This window comes from Rhizobium sp. CRRU65, from assembly GCF_048551595.1.
In the GTDB taxonomy this organism is placed as follows: domain Bacteria; phylum Pseudomonadota; class Alphaproteobacteria; order Rhizobiales; family Rhizobiaceae; genus Rhizobium; species Rhizobium leguminosarum_J.
The window spans coordinates 51,657-65,013 of sequence record NZ_JBLYZH010000003.1 but is presented as its reverse complement, the minus strand read 5'-3'; the positions used below and the strand labels follow the sequence as shown (position 1 = coordinate 65,013).

The 13,357-nt window shown below is 60.1% G+C and carries 16 protein-coding genes; 10 read left to right on the top strand and 6 right to left on the bottom strand.

Annotated features, from left to right (window positions below; genetic code table 11):
• Positions 1–5 precede the first annotated feature (5 nt).
• Together hemJ and hemE are read right to left on the bottom strand one after the other, a co-directional pair.
• Positions 6–542 carry a protoporphyrinogen oxidase HemJ gene (hemJ, locus tag ACM5SV_RS06650; protein ID WP_029874613.1) on the bottom strand — a complete coding sequence of 179 codons (537 nt, stop codon included), beginning with the start codon at positions 540–542 and terminating at the stop codon, positions 6–8.
• Positions 543–544: 2 nt separating this feature from the next.
• On the bottom strand, positions 545–1,576 hold the full coding sequence (hemE, locus tag ACM5SV_RS06645; RefSeq protein WP_017995585.1) for a uroporphyrinogen decarboxylase: 1,032 nt from the start codon (positions 1,574–1,576) through the stop codon (positions 545–547).
• Between the two features lie 401 nt (positions 1,577–1,977).
• Between hemE and ACM5SV_RS06640 the strand changes: the two genes are divergently transcribed.
• Genes ACM5SV_RS06640 through dnaQ form a run of 5 tightly spaced genes read left to right on the top strand, consistent with a single transcriptional unit; the run spans position 1,978 to position 5,608 of the window.
• Entirely contained in the window at positions 1,978–2,799 is an 822-nt protein-coding gene (locus tag ACM5SV_RS06640) for a pyruvate, water dikinase regulatory protein (RefSeq protein ID WP_011649834.1), read from the top strand.
• 33 nt (positions 2,800–2,832) lie between these two features.
• Positions 2,833–3,432, top strand: a complete 600-nt coding sequence (locus ACM5SV_RS06635) for a Maf-like protein (RefSeq protein WP_017995586.1) — start codon at positions 2,833–2,835, stop codon at positions 3,430–3,432.
• Entirely contained in the window at positions 3,425–4,282 is an 858-nt protein-coding gene (locus ACM5SV_RS06630; protein ID WP_017995587.1) for a shikimate dehydrogenase, read from the top strand. Before ACM5SV_RS06635 ends, ACM5SV_RS06630 begins: the two co-directional genes overlap by 8 nt.
• Positions 4,282–4,893 (top strand): dephospho-CoA kinase, encoded by a 612-nt coding sequence (coaE, locus tag ACM5SV_RS06625; RefSeq protein WP_017995588.1) that lies wholly within the window; start codon positions 4,282–4,284, stop codon positions 4,891–4,893. Before ACM5SV_RS06630 ends, coaE begins: the two co-directional genes overlap by 1 nt.
• Entirely contained in the window at positions 4,886–5,608 is a 723-nt protein-coding gene (dnaQ, locus tag ACM5SV_RS06620; protein ID WP_131612295.1) for a DNA polymerase III subunit epsilon, read from the top strand. The genes coaE and dnaQ overlap by 8 nt, the downstream gene beginning before the upstream one ends.
• Before the next feature lie 66 nt (positions 5,609–5,674).
• On the opposite strand, the gene secB is transcribed toward dnaQ, so the two are convergent.
• Positions 5,675–6,157 (bottom strand): protein-export chaperone SecB, encoded by a 483-nt coding sequence (gene secB, locus ACM5SV_RS06615; RefSeq protein WP_017995590.1) that lies wholly within the window; start codon positions 6,155–6,157, stop codon positions 5,675–5,677.
• Between the two features lie 101 nt (positions 6,158–6,258).
• The gene (locus ACM5SV_RS06610; RefSeq protein WP_032996743.1) at positions 6,259–6,765 is read right to left on the bottom strand and encodes an FxsA family protein; all 507 of its coding nucleotides are present in this window, start codon (positions 6,763–6,765) and stop codon (positions 6,259–6,261) included.
• A 132-nt stretch (positions 6,766–6,897) separates the two neighbouring features.
• Between ACM5SV_RS06610 and ACM5SV_RS06605 the strand changes: the two genes are divergently transcribed.
• The 5 genes from ACM5SV_RS06605 (at position 6,898) to gyrB (ending at position 12,224) form a co-directional block, all read left to right on the top strand.
• Positions 6,898–7,602 carry a Tim44/TimA family putative adaptor protein gene (locus tag ACM5SV_RS06605; RefSeq protein WP_012759547.1) on the top strand — a complete coding sequence of 235 codons (705 nt, stop codon included), beginning with the start codon at positions 6,898–6,900 and terminating at the stop codon, positions 7,600–7,602.
• Positions 7,595–8,713: a murein transglycosylase A gene (locus tag ACM5SV_RS06600; protein ID WP_017995591.1), complete on the top strand. Its 1,119-nt coding sequence runs from the start codon at positions 7,595–7,597 to the stop codon at positions 8,711–8,713. Before ACM5SV_RS06605 ends, ACM5SV_RS06600 begins: the two co-directional genes overlap by 8 nt.
• A complete protein-coding gene (locus ACM5SV_RS06595; protein ID WP_012759549.1) occupies positions 8,713–9,279 on the top strand; it encodes a Smr/MutS family protein in 567 nt (188 codons plus the stop codon). The genes ACM5SV_RS06600 and ACM5SV_RS06595 overlap by 1 nt, the downstream gene beginning before the upstream one ends.
• Positions 9,276–9,653: a helix-turn-helix domain-containing protein gene (locus tag ACM5SV_RS06590; RefSeq protein ID WP_003544097.1), complete on the top strand. Its 378-nt coding sequence runs from the start codon at positions 9,276–9,278 to the stop codon at positions 9,651–9,653. The genes ACM5SV_RS06595 and ACM5SV_RS06590 overlap by 4 nt, the downstream gene beginning before the upstream one ends.
• A 135-nt stretch (positions 9,654–9,788) precedes the next feature.
• Positions 9,789–12,224 carry a DNA topoisomerase (ATP-hydrolyzing) subunit B gene (gene gyrB / locus ACM5SV_RS06585; RefSeq protein ID WP_026157522.1) on the top strand — a complete coding sequence of 812 codons (2,436 nt, stop codon included), beginning with the start codon at positions 9,789–9,791 and terminating at the stop codon, positions 12,222–12,224.
• A gap of 86 nt (positions 12,225–12,310) precedes the next feature.
• On the opposite strand, the gene ACM5SV_RS06580 is transcribed toward gyrB, so the two are convergent.
• Together ACM5SV_RS06580 and ACM5SV_RS06575 are read right to left on the bottom strand one after the other, a co-directional pair.
• The gene (locus tag ACM5SV_RS06580; protein ID WP_017995593.1) at positions 12,311–12,910 is read right to left on the bottom strand and encodes a nitroreductase family protein; all 600 of its coding nucleotides are present in this window, start codon (positions 12,908–12,910) and stop codon (positions 12,311–12,313) included.
• Between the two features lie 46 nt (positions 12,911–12,956).
• The gene (locus ACM5SV_RS06575) at positions 12,957–13,241 is read right to left on the bottom strand and encodes a DUF2218 domain-containing protein (protein ID WP_026157523.1); all 285 of its coding nucleotides are present in this window, start codon (positions 13,239–13,241) and stop codon (positions 12,957–12,959) included.
• Positions 13,242–13,357: the final 116 nt, after the last annotated feature.

The following is a 13,357-nucleotide window of genomic DNA, read 5'->3' as shown; positions in this document are numbered from 1 at the left end:
TTTCCTCAGAACGGCTTCACCACGACGAGGATGACGATCAGGATCATCAGCACTGTCGGGGCCTCGTTCATGAACCGCCAATAACGCGCCGAGCGGCGATTTTCATCCCGCTCGAACGCTCCGACGGCGCGGCTGAAGAACATATGAACAGCGGTCAGCAATACGACGAGACCGATCTTGGCATGCAGCCAGCCGCCCTGGAATCCATAAACCGACCAGGCGAGATAGAGGCCGAAAATCCACGTCAACATCATCGCCGGAGTCATGATGATTCGAAGCAGCCGGCGCTCCATTACCTTGAAGGTTTCCGACTGCACCGAACCCGGCTCCGCATCGGTGTGATAGATGAACAGCCGCGGCATATAGAACAGCCCGGCCATCCACGAAATGACTGCGATGATGTGTAGCGCCTTGATCCAGAGGTAGAGATTATCGGGGTTCCACGCAAAAAGCCCGATCGCCATCAGCGCAAAGAAGGCCAGCGCAAAATGAGCCCGGCGCCGGGCGTAAGCGCCAGATCTGCGATCGGTCTGTTTTTCCATCGTCACGCCCCGCCTCGCACACGATCCACCAGCAGACGCACATGCTCGGGGTCGGCCTGCGGTGTAATGCCGTGACCGAGATTGAAAATCAGCGGACCATTGCCGAGATGCTGCAGGATATCGTCGATGCCGTCTTCCAGCGCCCGGCCGCCGGCAACAACACGCATCGGATCGAGGTTGCCCTGAACCGGTCCATCCTTTTGAAGTTCGGCGGCAAAGGCCAGCGGGACCGACCAGTCGAGGCCGATTGCATCTGCGCCCGTCTTCTGGCGATAGGTTTTCAGCTGATAGCCGGCGCCCTTGGCAAAAGCGATGATGCGAGCATGTGGCCGTTGCGACTTGACGGAAGCGATCATCCGCGCAACCGGCCTGACCGCAAACGCTTCAAACTCCTTCTCGCCAAGAACACCAGCCCAGGAATCGAAGATCTGCACGGCATCGGCGCCGGCATCGATCTGGGCGACGAGATAATCGGCCGATACGTCGGCAAGCAGCATCAGCAGATGCTCGAAGGCGCGGGGATGCCTGTAGGCGAAGAGACGGGCAGGGGCCTGATCCGGCGTGCCGTGACCGGCGATCATGTAGGTCGCAACAGTCCATGGCGCGCCGCAGAAGCCGAGCAGCGTCGTCTCGACTGGCAACTCCTCGCGCAGCCGCCGCACTGTTTCCAGAACCGGCCTGAGATAGTCGACAACCTCTTCGCCATTCAATCTGCCGATACCAGCTTCATCGATCGGATCCATCTCCGGACCATGACCCTCGGTGAACCGGACGTTCCGCTTCATTGCATCGGGAATGACCAGAATATCGGAAAACAGAATAGCCGCATCGAAGCCATAGCGGCGGATCGGCTGCAATGTCACTTCGACGGCATGGTCAGGCGTGTAGCAGAGATCGAGAAAACTCCCTGCCTTTGCCCGCGTCTCCCGATATTCCGGGAGATAACGTCCTGCCTGTCTCATCAGCCAGAGAGGAGGAGGGGAGAGACTTTCGCCACTCAAAACCCTCATGATCTTTCGGCGCGTATCGCTCAAGCGCTTCTTCCCTATAATAAAACAAAGATATTTTAAAAGGTTTCTATTTCTTAGAGTCGGTGACTATCAAGGATTAAAATCCATCCACCGCCGATGCCATTTGTCGCGCGCCCGCAAAACAACATCGGAAAGATTTGTCGATCTCGTCCAAATTTCGGGGAGAAGCCGAATCGGGAAATGATTCCAAATCCTTCCGGATCGGCAATTTTTCTCATAGCTGTGGACAGGCTGTGGACGAGCTTTCAAGAAGCCCACCCCTTCCCCATCGTCCACAGGGCCAACCGAAACCGTTCGGCAAAATCCGAAATGTGGATAAGCAGGCATGTTTTCCCTTGCCGGAGACTGCCTCGCCGCCGTAGCTCTGTTTCATCCAGTGTTTTCAACAGGCAGCGGAAAATAGCGTGGAGAACAGAACGAACTTCTTTCATCTGCATCTGATTTCTGACTCAACGGGAGAGACTCTGATCTCCGCCGGGCGCGCCGCGTCGGCGCAGTTCAGATCAGCGCAGCCGATTGAACATGTCTATCCGCTGATCCGCAATCGCAAGCAGCTGCTGCCGGTTCTGCAGGCGATCGATGACGCCCCCGGCATCGTACTCTACACCATTGTCGACCGGGAGCTTGCGAGCCTGATCGATGAGCGCTGCATCGAGATGGGTGTCGCCTCGGTGAATGTGCTGGAGCCAGTGATGAATGCCTTCCAGATCTATCTCGGCGCTCCATCGCGCCGTCGGGTCGGAGCTCAGCATGTGATGAATGCCGGCTACTTCGCCCGCATCGAAGCGCTGAATTTCACCATGGATCACGATGACGGCCAGATGCCCGACGATTACAACGACGCCGATGTCGTGATCATCGGCATCAGCCGTACGTCGAAAACACCCACCAGCATCTACCTCGCCAACCGAGGTATCAAGACGGCGAACATTCCGATCGTCTATGGCGTGCCATTGCCGGAGAGCCTCTTCGTCGCGAGTAAACCGCTGATCGTCTGCCTGATCGCCACCACCGACCGCATTTCCCAGGTGCGGGAAAATCGTGTGCTCGGGGTGACGCAGGGATTCGATCGCGAACACTACACCGATCGCGCCGCGATTTCGGAGGAACTGAAATATGCCCGCTCGCTTTGCGCCCGTCATAACTGGCCGCTGATCGACGTCACCCGCCGCTCAATCGAGGAAACAGCAGCGGCGATCGTTGCCCTGCGGCCGAAGCTGCGCTAAGCGCTGGCGAAAAACTGGCACGCCGAGGAACCCATGACGCCGAAACTCATCCTTGCATCGTCGAGCCCCTATCGCCGGATGCTGATGGAAAATGCCGGTCTGTCCTTCGAGGCGCATGCCGCAAGGATCGATGAACGGGCCGTCGAAGCGCCGCTGGAAAAAGCCGGCACCAAGCCTGATGCCGTGGCCCTCGTCCTGGCCAGGGCCAAGGCCGAAGAAGTCAGCAGCCGTTTTCCGGATAGCCTGGTCATCGGTTCGGATCAAACGATGTCGCTCGGCGACAGCGTCTTCCACAAGCCGAAGGACATGACCGACGCCGCTAGCCATCTTCAAGCCCTTTCGGGGGTCACCCATCGATTGAACAGCGCCGTTGCGATTGTGAGCGCCGGCGTGGTCTTGTGGGAACATCTTGCGCATGCGGAGCTGACGATGCGGCCGCTGACGATGGAGTTCATCACCAGACATCTGGCGCGGGTTGGTGAACGGGCGCTTTCCAGCGTCGGCGCCTATCAATTGGAGGGGGAGGGCATCCAGCTCTTCGAAAAGATCGAGGGTGATTATTTCACCATTCTCGGCTTGCCGATGCTGCCGCTCCTAAAAAAATTGCGAGAACTCGGAGCAGTCGATGGGTGATTCACGTGAAACATTCGGGCCGAAAGCATTTGTCACGGGCTTTCCTATCAAGCATTCGCGCTCGCCGTTGATCCACGGATATTGGCTGAAGACGCTCGGCCTGCCGGGCAGCTACCGCGCTCATGAAGTGGCGCCCGAGGCCTTTGCCGATTTCATTCACTCGCTGAAGGACGGCAGTTCCGGCTTTGCCGGAGGCAACGTCACCATTCCGCACAAGGAATTGGCGTTCCGGCTCGCCGACAAACCGGACGCGCTGTCGCGCGAGCTCGGCGCCGCGAACACTCTCTGGCTGGAGGATGGCGCTCTGCATGCAACGAATACCGACGGTCGCGGATTCATCGCCAATCTCGACGAATGTCATCCGGGCTGGGACCGGCATGGCACGGCCGTCGTCTTTGGCGCCGGCGGCGCCAGCCGGGCGATCATCCAGGCAATCCGTGATCGCGGTTTCAAGGAGATCCACGTCGTCAACCGTACGGTCGAACGCGCGCGTGAACTTGCGGATCGCTTTGGTCCGCGTGTTCAGGCCCATCCGGCTGGAGCGCTCGCCGACGTGATGAAAGGTGCGGGCCTCTTCATCAACACCACCTCGCTCGGCATGGACGGCGAGGCGGCGCCGCAACTCGATTTCTCGCCTCTTGCAGCCGATGCCGTCGTCACCGATATCGTCTATGTGCCCTTGAAGACGCCAATCCTGGCACAGGCGGAAGAGCAAGGATTTCCCATCGTCGATGGTCTCGGCATGCTCTTGCACCAGGCCGTGCCCGGATTTGAGCAATGGTTCGGCCGGCGTCCCATCGTCGACGCGGCGCTACGCGCGCTCATCATCGCGGATATGGAAGCACACTGATGCTGAAGATCGGTCTCACCGGCTCCATCGGAATGGGAAAATCGACGGCGGCAAAGCTCTTCGCCGATGCTGGAATCCCGGTGAACGATTCGGATGCCGTGGTCCACGATCTCTATGCCGGCGAGGCTGCACCCCTGGTGAATGCAGCCTTCCCCGGTACAATGAAGGATGGAGCAGTCGACCGGCATGAACTCGGCCGCCAGCTCGCTCTTCATCCTGGCGGCTTCAAACGCCTGGAAGCGATCGTCCATCCGCTGGTTCGCAGACGCGAGAGGGAATTTCTGGAGCAACAGCGCGCCGCCGGCGCCGACATGGTATTGCTCGATATCCCATTACTTTTCGAAACCAGCGCCGAGGCAAGAGTGGACGTCATCGTCGTGGTCAGCACTGATCCACAGATTCAGCGCCAAAGGGTGCTTGCGCGCGAAGGCATGACCGAGGAAAAATTCGACATGATTCTCTCTCGCCAGACGCCGGACACGGAAAAACGGCGGCGGGCCGATTATCTGATCGACACCAGTCACAGTATCGCGACGACGAGAGAACGGGTGTTCGAAATCGTCGCCGACCTGAAAACGCGGATTGCCAAGGGAGATTTCCGGAATGCGTGAGATCATCTTCGATACGGAAACAACCGGCCTCGACAACCGCGCCGACCGCATCATCGAAATCGGTGGCATCGAGCTCTTCAATCATTTCCCCACCGGCAACACGATCCATATCTTCATCAATCCTGGAGATCAGAAGGTTCATCCGGATGCGCTCGCCGTGCACGGCATCACCGATGAATTCCTGAAGGACAAGCAGCCTTTTGGGGAGGTTGCCGAACAAATCCTTACCTTCTTCGGCGACGCGAAGTGGATTGCCCATAACGCCACCTTCGATATGGGCTTCATCAACGCGGAATTAGCGCGGATCGGTTTGCCGCCAATCCTGCCGGAACGGGTGCTCGACACCCTGTCGATGGCGCGGCGCAAACACCCGATGGGACCGAATTCGCTCGATGCGCTCTGCCGACGCTACGGCATCGATAATTCGCACCGCACCAAACACGGCGCGTTACTCGACTCCGAATTGCTCGCCGAAGTCTATATCGAGATGATCGGTGGCAGACAGGCAGCCCTCGGCCTCGGCATGGTTGGCAGGTCCAACCAAGCAGCTCGCGGCGACATGGCGATGGAAGACGACGTGGTGATTGCCGCAGTGCTTGAGCGGCCCCGGCCGCTCGCCCCGCGCCTGAGCCAAACCGAGGAGCAGGCACATGAGGCTCTCGTCGCCAAGCTCGGTGAAAAAAGCGTCTGGGCGAAATACGCCAACCTCGATTAAACCGGTCCTCAATTGAAAATGCCCGGGACCAGCCCGGGCATCCGCATTTCAGACAAGCAAGACCGGTCAGTTCGGAACGGCCTGAACCTTGGCGCGGGCCTGTTCCTCGGCAACGCGCTGAGCGAACATCTGCGTGAAGTCGATCGGGTCGATCATCAGCGGCGGGAAACCACCGTTGCGGGTGACGTCGGCGATGATCTGACGGGCGAAGGGGAAGAGCATACGCGGGCACTCGATGAAGAGAACCGGCAGCATGTGTTCCTGCGGGAAACCGGCAACGCGGAAGACGCCGCCATAGGTGAGTTCGGTATGGAAAACCGTCTTGTCGCCGTCCTTGGCCTCAGCATTCAGCGACAGCACGACATCGAAATCCGTATCGGAAAGCGGGTTGGCGTTGACGTTTACATTGATGTTGATCGTCGGCGCCTTGTCGCGGGCCTGCAGCGAACGCGGCGCACCCGGATTTTCGAAGGACAGATCCTTGGTATATTGCGCAAGGATCGAAAGGGTGGGGTTGGTCGCACCGTTGCTGTTGTTATCGTCTGCCATTGGCTTTTCCTCGAGGGGCATGGGAATGGTGCCGCCATCTAACATTTCAGGGAAGGGCTTACAACCCTGGGCGCTTGGCGCGGTTGATCAGCCGCAGTGCCTCAATCGCCGAGATGTTTGCCGGACCACGGTGAGTTGCGATCCGGCTCTCTATGATAGTCCTCTTCGTCGAGATCGACCACCTTCGAGTTCGGCTTGCGGTCGCGGAAATCGGCTTGCGGGCCCGAGGAAGAGGCGCCCTTAGCATTGACGACGACGAAGCGTTTGGCGATCGCCCGCCAGACGAGATCGCGCACCGGCGGAATAAGAATGAGGATCGCGATTATATCGGACAGGAAGCCGGGAATGATCAGCAGCAGCGAGGCGATGACGTTCATCGCCGGCCGCAGCAGGTCGCGGCCCGGCATCACCCCGTTTCGTCCTTCGCTCGACATGCGGCGCAAAATACCGATGCCTTGCCGGCGCAGCAGAATCACGCCGAGGACGAAACCGAGCATGACGAGCGCCAGCGTCAGCCACAATCCGATAGCCCGGCCGACGACGACGAAACCGGCAATTTCGGCGAGCGGCAGCAGCAGAATGAAGGCTGGCAGGATCGAAAAACGCATGTCGGTCATGTCCCGGGCTCGCCGGTCTCCTCTTGGCGCCGGCGAAGATGCCAGCCATCATTTGAATCATCTGTATAGGCAGACTATATGGGAGTACAAATCAGAGATGTTAACGGGCGGCTGCGATACGATATGAGTTCGAACGACTTCATCACATTATTTTTCCTGGTGGCGGCTGTGCTGATTTTCTTTCAGCTCCGCTCCGTGCTCGGGCGCCGTACAGGAAATGAGAAGCCGCCGCGCGATCTCTATACGCCGCGGGATGCGGCTCCGGCCGAAGCCGCCGATGCCGGCAAGGTAGTGACGCTGCCGCGGCGTGATGCGACGACGGAGGACGAGGATCGCTTCGCCGCCATCGATGCTTTCGCGGCACCCGGAACGCCGCTCAACGAATCGCTGCGCGCGCTGAACAAGGCCGATCCCGCCTTCACCCCGAAGGAGTTTCTGAACGGCGCCCGCATGGCTTACGAGATGATCGTCATGGCCTACGCCGATGGCGACCGGAAAACGCTGAAGAACTTGCTGTCCCGCGAAGTCTATGACGGGTTCGATGCGGCGATCGGCGAGCGCGAAGCCCGGGGCGAGAAGGTGAAGTCCACCTTCGTCGGCATCGACAAGGCCGAAATCACCCATGCGGAAACAAAGGGCAGCGAAGCGCAGATCACCGTGCGCATCGCCAGCCAGCTGATATCGGCCACCTACGACAAGGCGGATGTGCTGATTGAAGGCGACGCCGAAAACGTCGCCGAGGTCAACGACGTCTGGACCTTCGCCCGCGACACCCGCTCGCGCGATCCGAACTGGAAACTCGTGGCGACCGAATCGGAACATGAGTGACCACGCATCGGACTTCGTCCTGCAGGCCATAAGCTTCGACACTCTGGAAGGCTGGAAGGATGATGATCCCTCCGGCCTTTTTGAAGTGATGCGAAGCTGCCGCCGGCAAATCACCGATGTCAAATCGTACCGTACCGGATCGCTGGGCCTGAGCTCGGAAGACCTGCTTCCGCTTCTCGCCGCTGCCGAAGATTTCACTCCGCCATCTCCGGCGTCGGCGCGCGCTTTTTTCGAGACGCACTGTCGGCCCTTTCTGATTCGCCGCAAGGATGGCAATTCCGGCTTCGTCACCGCCTTCTACGAACCCGATATCGACGTGGCCGAGCGGCCGGACGAAATTTTCCGTTTTCCTTTCTACCGGCGTCCGGGCGATCTGATCGATCTCGACGACGCCAATCGCTCCGCCGAGCTCGACAAGGCCTATGTTTTCGGCCGTCTGCATGAGGGCCGCGTCGCTGCCTATCCGGACCGCCGCGCCATCGATCAGGGTTTTCTCGAAGGCCGCGGCCTCGAAATTGCCTGGGCGAAGTCGAAGGTCGATGTCTTCTTCGTGCATGTGCAGGGTGCTGCCCGTCTGCGTTATACGGATGGTCGTATCGGCCGCATCACCTATGCGGCGAAGGCCGGCCATGCTTTCTCGGCGATCGGCAAGCTGCTCATCGGGCGCGGGGAGATCAATCGGGCGGAGATTTCGATGCAGGCGATCCGTGCCTGGCTGGCGCGCAATCCCGAGAGCGTCGACGAAGTATTATGGCATAACCGTTCTTATATTTTTTTCCGCGAAGCGCCGGTTGCCGATCCACAGGCAGGCCCGATCGCGGCCGCCAAGGTGCCGCTTCTCGCCGGGCGCGCGCTTGCGGTCGACCGGATGATCCATACCTTCGGCTTTCCTTTTTTCATTCGCGCCGAAAGTCTCACCCATCTCGACCAAGGCCGCCCGTTCCACCGGCTGATGCTGGCGCTCGATACCGGCTCGGCGATTATCGGGCCGGCGCGGGGTGATATCTTCACCGGCTCGGGGGACATGGCCGGGGAAAGTGCCGGCACCGTCCGCAACGAGGCCGATTTCACCATCCTCATTCCCAATGCCGCCGCCGGAAGATTCGACTGATGGCCAGGGATCGCAAGCTGAGCGCGGATGAGAGGATCCTCTGGGGCAAGGTTGCCCGCAGCACGCGGCCGATGCCCGGCAAGGCGGGGGCGTTGACCGAACTCGACGCCTTTCTTGCCGAGGCCGAGGCGGCGGCCGAACGGGAACAGGAAAAGCAGACGCCAGCCACACCCACGCCGCTGCAGGCGACAGCACCGTCAACGGCGAAGCCATCGGCCGGGGTGCATCATCCGCTGGAAAAGCCGGTCAAGCGGAAGATCGCCAAGGGCCGGCTGGCGCTCGAAGCGCGGATCGACCTGCACGGGTTGGTGCAGAGCCAGGCTCATGCCATCCTTCTCGATTTCCTGATCCGCGCCCATGAGCGCGGCATGCGCCATGTGCTGGTCATTACGGGCAAGGGCAGCTCCATGGGCAGCGAGGGTGCGCTGAAGCGGGCGGTGCCTCTCTGGTTCTCGAAGCCGGAATTCCGTTACCTGATCTCCTCCTATGAGTCGGCCGCACAGCATCATGGCGGTGAGGGCGCGCTCTACATTCGCCTGTCGCGGCGGCATGGGGAAAGGCCATGACACCCTTCGGAGAGGCGGTTCGCAGGCTGAGAGCGCGCAAGGGCGTCTCGCAGAAGGAGATGGCGGAGGCACTGAATGTCTCCCCCGCCTATCTCTCGGCGCTCGAACATGGAAAGCGTGGTTTGCCGACATTCGATCTGCTGCAGCGCATCGCCGGCTATTTCAACATCATCTGGGATGAGGCTGAGGAACTGTTCCTGCTCGCCCGCTCGTCCGACCCGCGCGTCGTGATCGACACCTCCGGACTGCCCCCCGAATATACCGAATTTGCCAACCGGCTGGCCCGGCGGATTCGCAACCTTGACAGTGCAGAGATAGGCCGGCTATCGGCTCTTCTCGAAAATGGCGGCAAAGGCGACGGAAAAGCGTCATAATCCCCTGTTTTATGCCTTGTTTTAGGGGCTTGCCATTGGGAAGTGGGTTCAAAAAACCTATATACGAGAGTGAAGAAAGCCGGTGATTCGCAAGGCGCGCCGCAGCTTTACGACAACAGGGAAAATCTCGACAGAATGAGCGATACATCCGCGACGGAAAACGGCGTAAGCACCGAATATGGCGCAGATTCCATCAAGGTTCTGAAGGGCCTCGATGCCGTGCGCAAACGCCCCGGCATGTATATCGGCGATACCGACGACGGCTCCGGCCTGCATCACATGGTCTATGAAGTCGTCGACAACGCGATCGACGAAGCGCTTGCCGGCCATGCTGACATCGTCACGGTGACCCTCAATTCGGATGGCTCGGTGACCGTCACCGACAATGGTCGCGGCATTCCGACGGATATTCACACCGGCGAAGGCGTGTCGGCTGCCGAAGTCATCATGACGCAGCTCCATGCCGGCGGTAAGTTCGACCAGAATTCCTACAAGGTTTCCGGCGGCCTGCACGGCGTCGGCGTCTCCGTCGTCAACGCGCTGTCCGTCTGGTTGAAGCTGAAGATCCGCCGTCACGACAAGATCCATGAAATGAGCTTCACCCATGGCGTGGCCGATGCTCCACTGAAGGTTACGGGCGACGCGCCGAATGAGACCGGCACGGAAGTGAGCTTCATGCCGAGCACCGGCACCTTCACCATGACGGAGTTCGACTACGGCACGCTGGAGCATCGCCTTCGCGAGCTCGCCTTCCTGAATTCAGGCGTCCGCATCCTGCTGACCGACAAGCGCCATTCCGACATCAAGCAGGAAGAGCTGCGTTATGACGGTGGCCTCGAGGCTTTCGTCGCCTATTTGGACCGCGCCAAGAAGTCGCTCGTCGACAAGCCGGTTGCCATCCACGGCGAAAAGGACGGCATCACCGTTGAAGTCGCGATGTGGTGGAACGACAGCTATCATGAGAACGTGCTCTGCTTCACCAACAACATCCCTCAACGCGACGGCGGCACGCATATGGCCGGCTTCCGCGCGGCGCTGACGCGCCAGGTCGTTTCCTATGCCGACAGTTCCGGCATCACCAAAAGGGAAAAGGTAACGCTGCAGGGCGAAGATTGCCGCGAAGGCCTGACTGCGGTTCTGTCGGTCAAAGTGCCGGATCCGAAATTCTCCTCGCAGACCAAGGATAAGCTCGTTTCCTCGGAAGTCCGTCCTGTTGTCGAAAGTCTCGTCAACGAGGCGTTGAGCACCTGGTTCGAAGAACATCCGAGCGAAGCCAAAATCCTCGTCGGTAAGGTCGTCGAGGCAGCCGCCGCACGCGAAGCGGCCCGCAAGGCCCGCGAGTTGACCCGCCGCAAGGGCGCACTCGATATCGCTTCGCTGCCGGGCAAGCTTGCTGACTGCTCCGAGCGTGATCCGACAAAATCCGAAGTCTTCCTCGTCGAAGGCGATTCTGCCGGCGGCTCTGCCAAGCAGGGCCGCTCGCGCGAGAACCAGGCGATCCTGCCGTTGCGGGGCAAGATCCTGAACGTCGAACGCGCCCGTTTCGACAAGATGCTGTCGAGTCAGGAAATCGGCACATTGATCACCGCGCTCGGTACAGGCATCGGCAAGGACGAGTTCAACGTCGAAAAGCTGCGCTACCACAAGATTATCATCATGACCGACGCCGATGTCGACGGCGCCCATATCCGCACCCTGCTGCTGACCTTCTTCTTCCGCCAGATGCCGCAACTGATCGAGCGCGGTCATCTCTATATCGCCCAGCCGCCGCTCTATAAGGTCTCGCGCGGCAAGTCGGTGCAGTATCTGAAGGACGAGAAGGCGCTGGAAGAATATCTCATCAGCCAGGGCCTGGAAGATGCTTCGCTGAGGCTCGGTAGCGGCGAAGTTCGCGCCGGCCAGGATCTGCGCGAGGTCATCCTCGATGCTCTGCGTATGCGCGCGCTGCTCGACAATCTCCATTCGCGCTACAATCGTTCCGCCGTCGAACAAGCGGCGATTGCCGGCGCCCTCAATGCCGAGCTCGCCAGCGACCCGGCCAGAGCGCTGGCGCTGGCAAACGAAGTGGCTGGGCGCCTCGACATCATCGCCGAGGAAACCGAGCGCGGCTGGCGGGGCGATGTGACAACCGATGGCGGTCTGCGCCTCGAGCGCATGGTCCGCGGCGTCAGGGAACTCGTCGTGCTCGATATGGCGCTGATCGGTTCCTCGGATGCCCGTCACATCGACCAGCTGACGGCACGCCTCAAGGAAATCTATCAGACGCCGCCGTCGCTGCATCGCCGCGAAGGCGACGTCGAAATCTCCGGCCCGCGTGCCCTGCTCGACGCGATCTTCGCAAGCGGGCGCAAGGGTCTCACCATGCAGCGCTACAAGGGTCTTGGCGAGATGAATGCCGAGCAGCTCTGGGAAACGACGCTCGATCCGAACGTTCGCTCGCTGCTGCAGGTCAGGGTCAACGACGCCACCGACGCCGATGGTCTCTTCGCCCGCCTGATGGGTGACGAAGTCGAGCCGCGGCGCGAATTCATCCAGGAGAATGCGCTGAGCGTTGCAAACCTCGATATCTAATTGATATTTCAAAAATAAATGGCCCCGCTATCTTTAGGATGGCGGGGCATTCGTTTGCCGGATATCTGCTTGGCCTTTGGCTTCGCTCAATTCGCGACGAAGCGGCCGTTGAAGGCGACCTCGGAGAGCGGCTTGCGCTGGCTGGGGAATTCGCGTGCCTGATTGCGTTCGGAAAGAACGCTCTTATCGGCCAGCCGGCCGACGGCGACACCTGCTTCGACCCGGTATCCCTCGGGAATGGCGAAAGCCTGCCTGATCTCCTCATGCTTGATGCCGCCCATGCCATGGGCGTAAAGTCCGGAGAGGCGCGCTTGGATCGTCAGATGCCCCCACGCGGCACCGGCATCGAAGGAATGGGTGTAGCTCGGCTTTTCCTCAGCCGAGCCGGCAGCCCCGGTGAAGGCGCGCGACACGACGAAGATCAGCGCCGATGCATGCCTGGCCCATTCCTGGTTGGAATCGTTGAGCAAAGCGACGAATTTCTCCCAATGCTCCGAACCCTTGAGGCCATAGACGAAGCGCCAGGGCTGGTGGTTGGCCGAGGACGGCGCCCAACGGGCGGCGTCGAGCAAACCGAGCAGCTGCGCTTCCTCGATGATTTCGCCGGTGAAGGCGCGCGGCGACCAGCGATCGAGAAACATCGAATCGATGGGATATTCGGATTCGCGACTATTGCTCTTCGTCATGCTTGTTCCATGGTTTGGGGGGAGAAAATTTGGACCGGGGCTGGGTTTAGGCCGTCCAAACGATGTCGAGTTCTTCGCGGAAGGCGAAGCGCTTCAGATGATCGTCGATGACGTGCTGCATCCTTTCCTGTTGCGAGGAATCGGCGACGGAAAGTGTCATGGTCAGCGCCGCATCGTCGGCCGCAAACGTTACCTCGGCCGTATCACTGAACGGCACCCGGCCCTTCAGAGGATCAAGATCGACGCTGAACTTGTGGCTCCAGTGTTTGCAGAGCTGCTGCAGGTAGCGGCTTGCGTGTTCGGTCCGCACGACGGCCTTCGAGAGATGCATTTCGAACTCCACGTCATTTTGTATAGCGGAGACATATTTCCTGCTTCACCGGCTTGGCAAGCGCAGCATCGTCGCAGTTGGGGTGTACAGACTGTCTCCATAAAAGCGGCCTCACG

Bases quoted from the DNA above. Each gene is read 5' to 3' on its own strand.
- hemJ (WP_029874613.1), bottom strand. From the start codon at position 542: ATGGAAAAACAGACCGATCGCAGATCTGGCGCTTACGCCCGGCGCCGG.
- ACM5SV_RS06635 (WP_017995586.1), top strand. From the start codon at position 2,833: ATGACGCCGAAACTCATCCTTGCATCGTCGAGCCCCTATCGCCGGATG.
- ACM5SV_RS06630 (WP_017995587.1), top strand. From the start codon at position 3,425: ATGGGTGATTCACGTGAAACATTCGGGCCGAAAGCATTTGTCACGGGC.
- coaE (WP_017995588.1), top strand. From the start codon at position 4,282: ATGCTGAAGATCGGTCTCACCGGCTCCATCGGAATGGGAAAATCGACG.
- dnaQ (WP_131612295.1), top strand. From the start codon at position 4,886: ATGCGTGAGATCATCTTCGATACGGAAACAACCGGCCTCGACAACCGC.
- secB (WP_017995590.1), bottom strand. From the start codon at position 6,157: ATGGCAGACGATAACAACAGCAACGGTGCGACCAACCCCACCCTTTCG.
- ACM5SV_RS06610 (WP_032996743.1), bottom strand. From the start codon at position 6,765: ATGCGTTTTTCGATCCTGCCAGCCTTCATTCTGCTGCTGCCGCTCGCC.
- ACM5SV_RS06605 (WP_012759547.1), top strand. From the start codon at position 6,898: ATGAGTTCGAACGACTTCATCACATTATTTTTCCTGGTGGCGGCTGTG.
- ACM5SV_RS06600 (WP_017995591.1), top strand. From the start codon at position 7,595: ATGAGTGACCACGCATCGGACTTCGTCCTGCAGGCCATAAGCTTCGAC.
- ACM5SV_RS06595 (WP_012759549.1), top strand. From the start codon at position 8,713: ATGGCCAGGGATCGCAAGCTGAGCGCGGATGAGAGGATCCTCTGGGGC.
- ACM5SV_RS06590 (WP_003544097.1), top strand. From the start codon at position 9,276: ATGACACCCTTCGGAGAGGCGGTTCGCAGGCTGAGAGCGCGCAAGGGC.
- gyrB (WP_026157522.1), top strand. From the start codon at position 9,789: ATGAGCGATACATCCGCGACGGAAAACGGCGTAAGCACCGAATATGGC.
- ACM5SV_RS06580 (WP_017995593.1), bottom strand. From the start codon at position 12,910: ATGACGAAGAGCAATAGTCGCGAATCCGAATATCCCATCGATTCGATG.
- ACM5SV_RS06575 (WP_026157523.1), bottom strand. From the start codon at position 13,241: ATGCATCTCTCGAAGGCCGTCGTGCGGACCGAACACGCAAGCCGCTAC.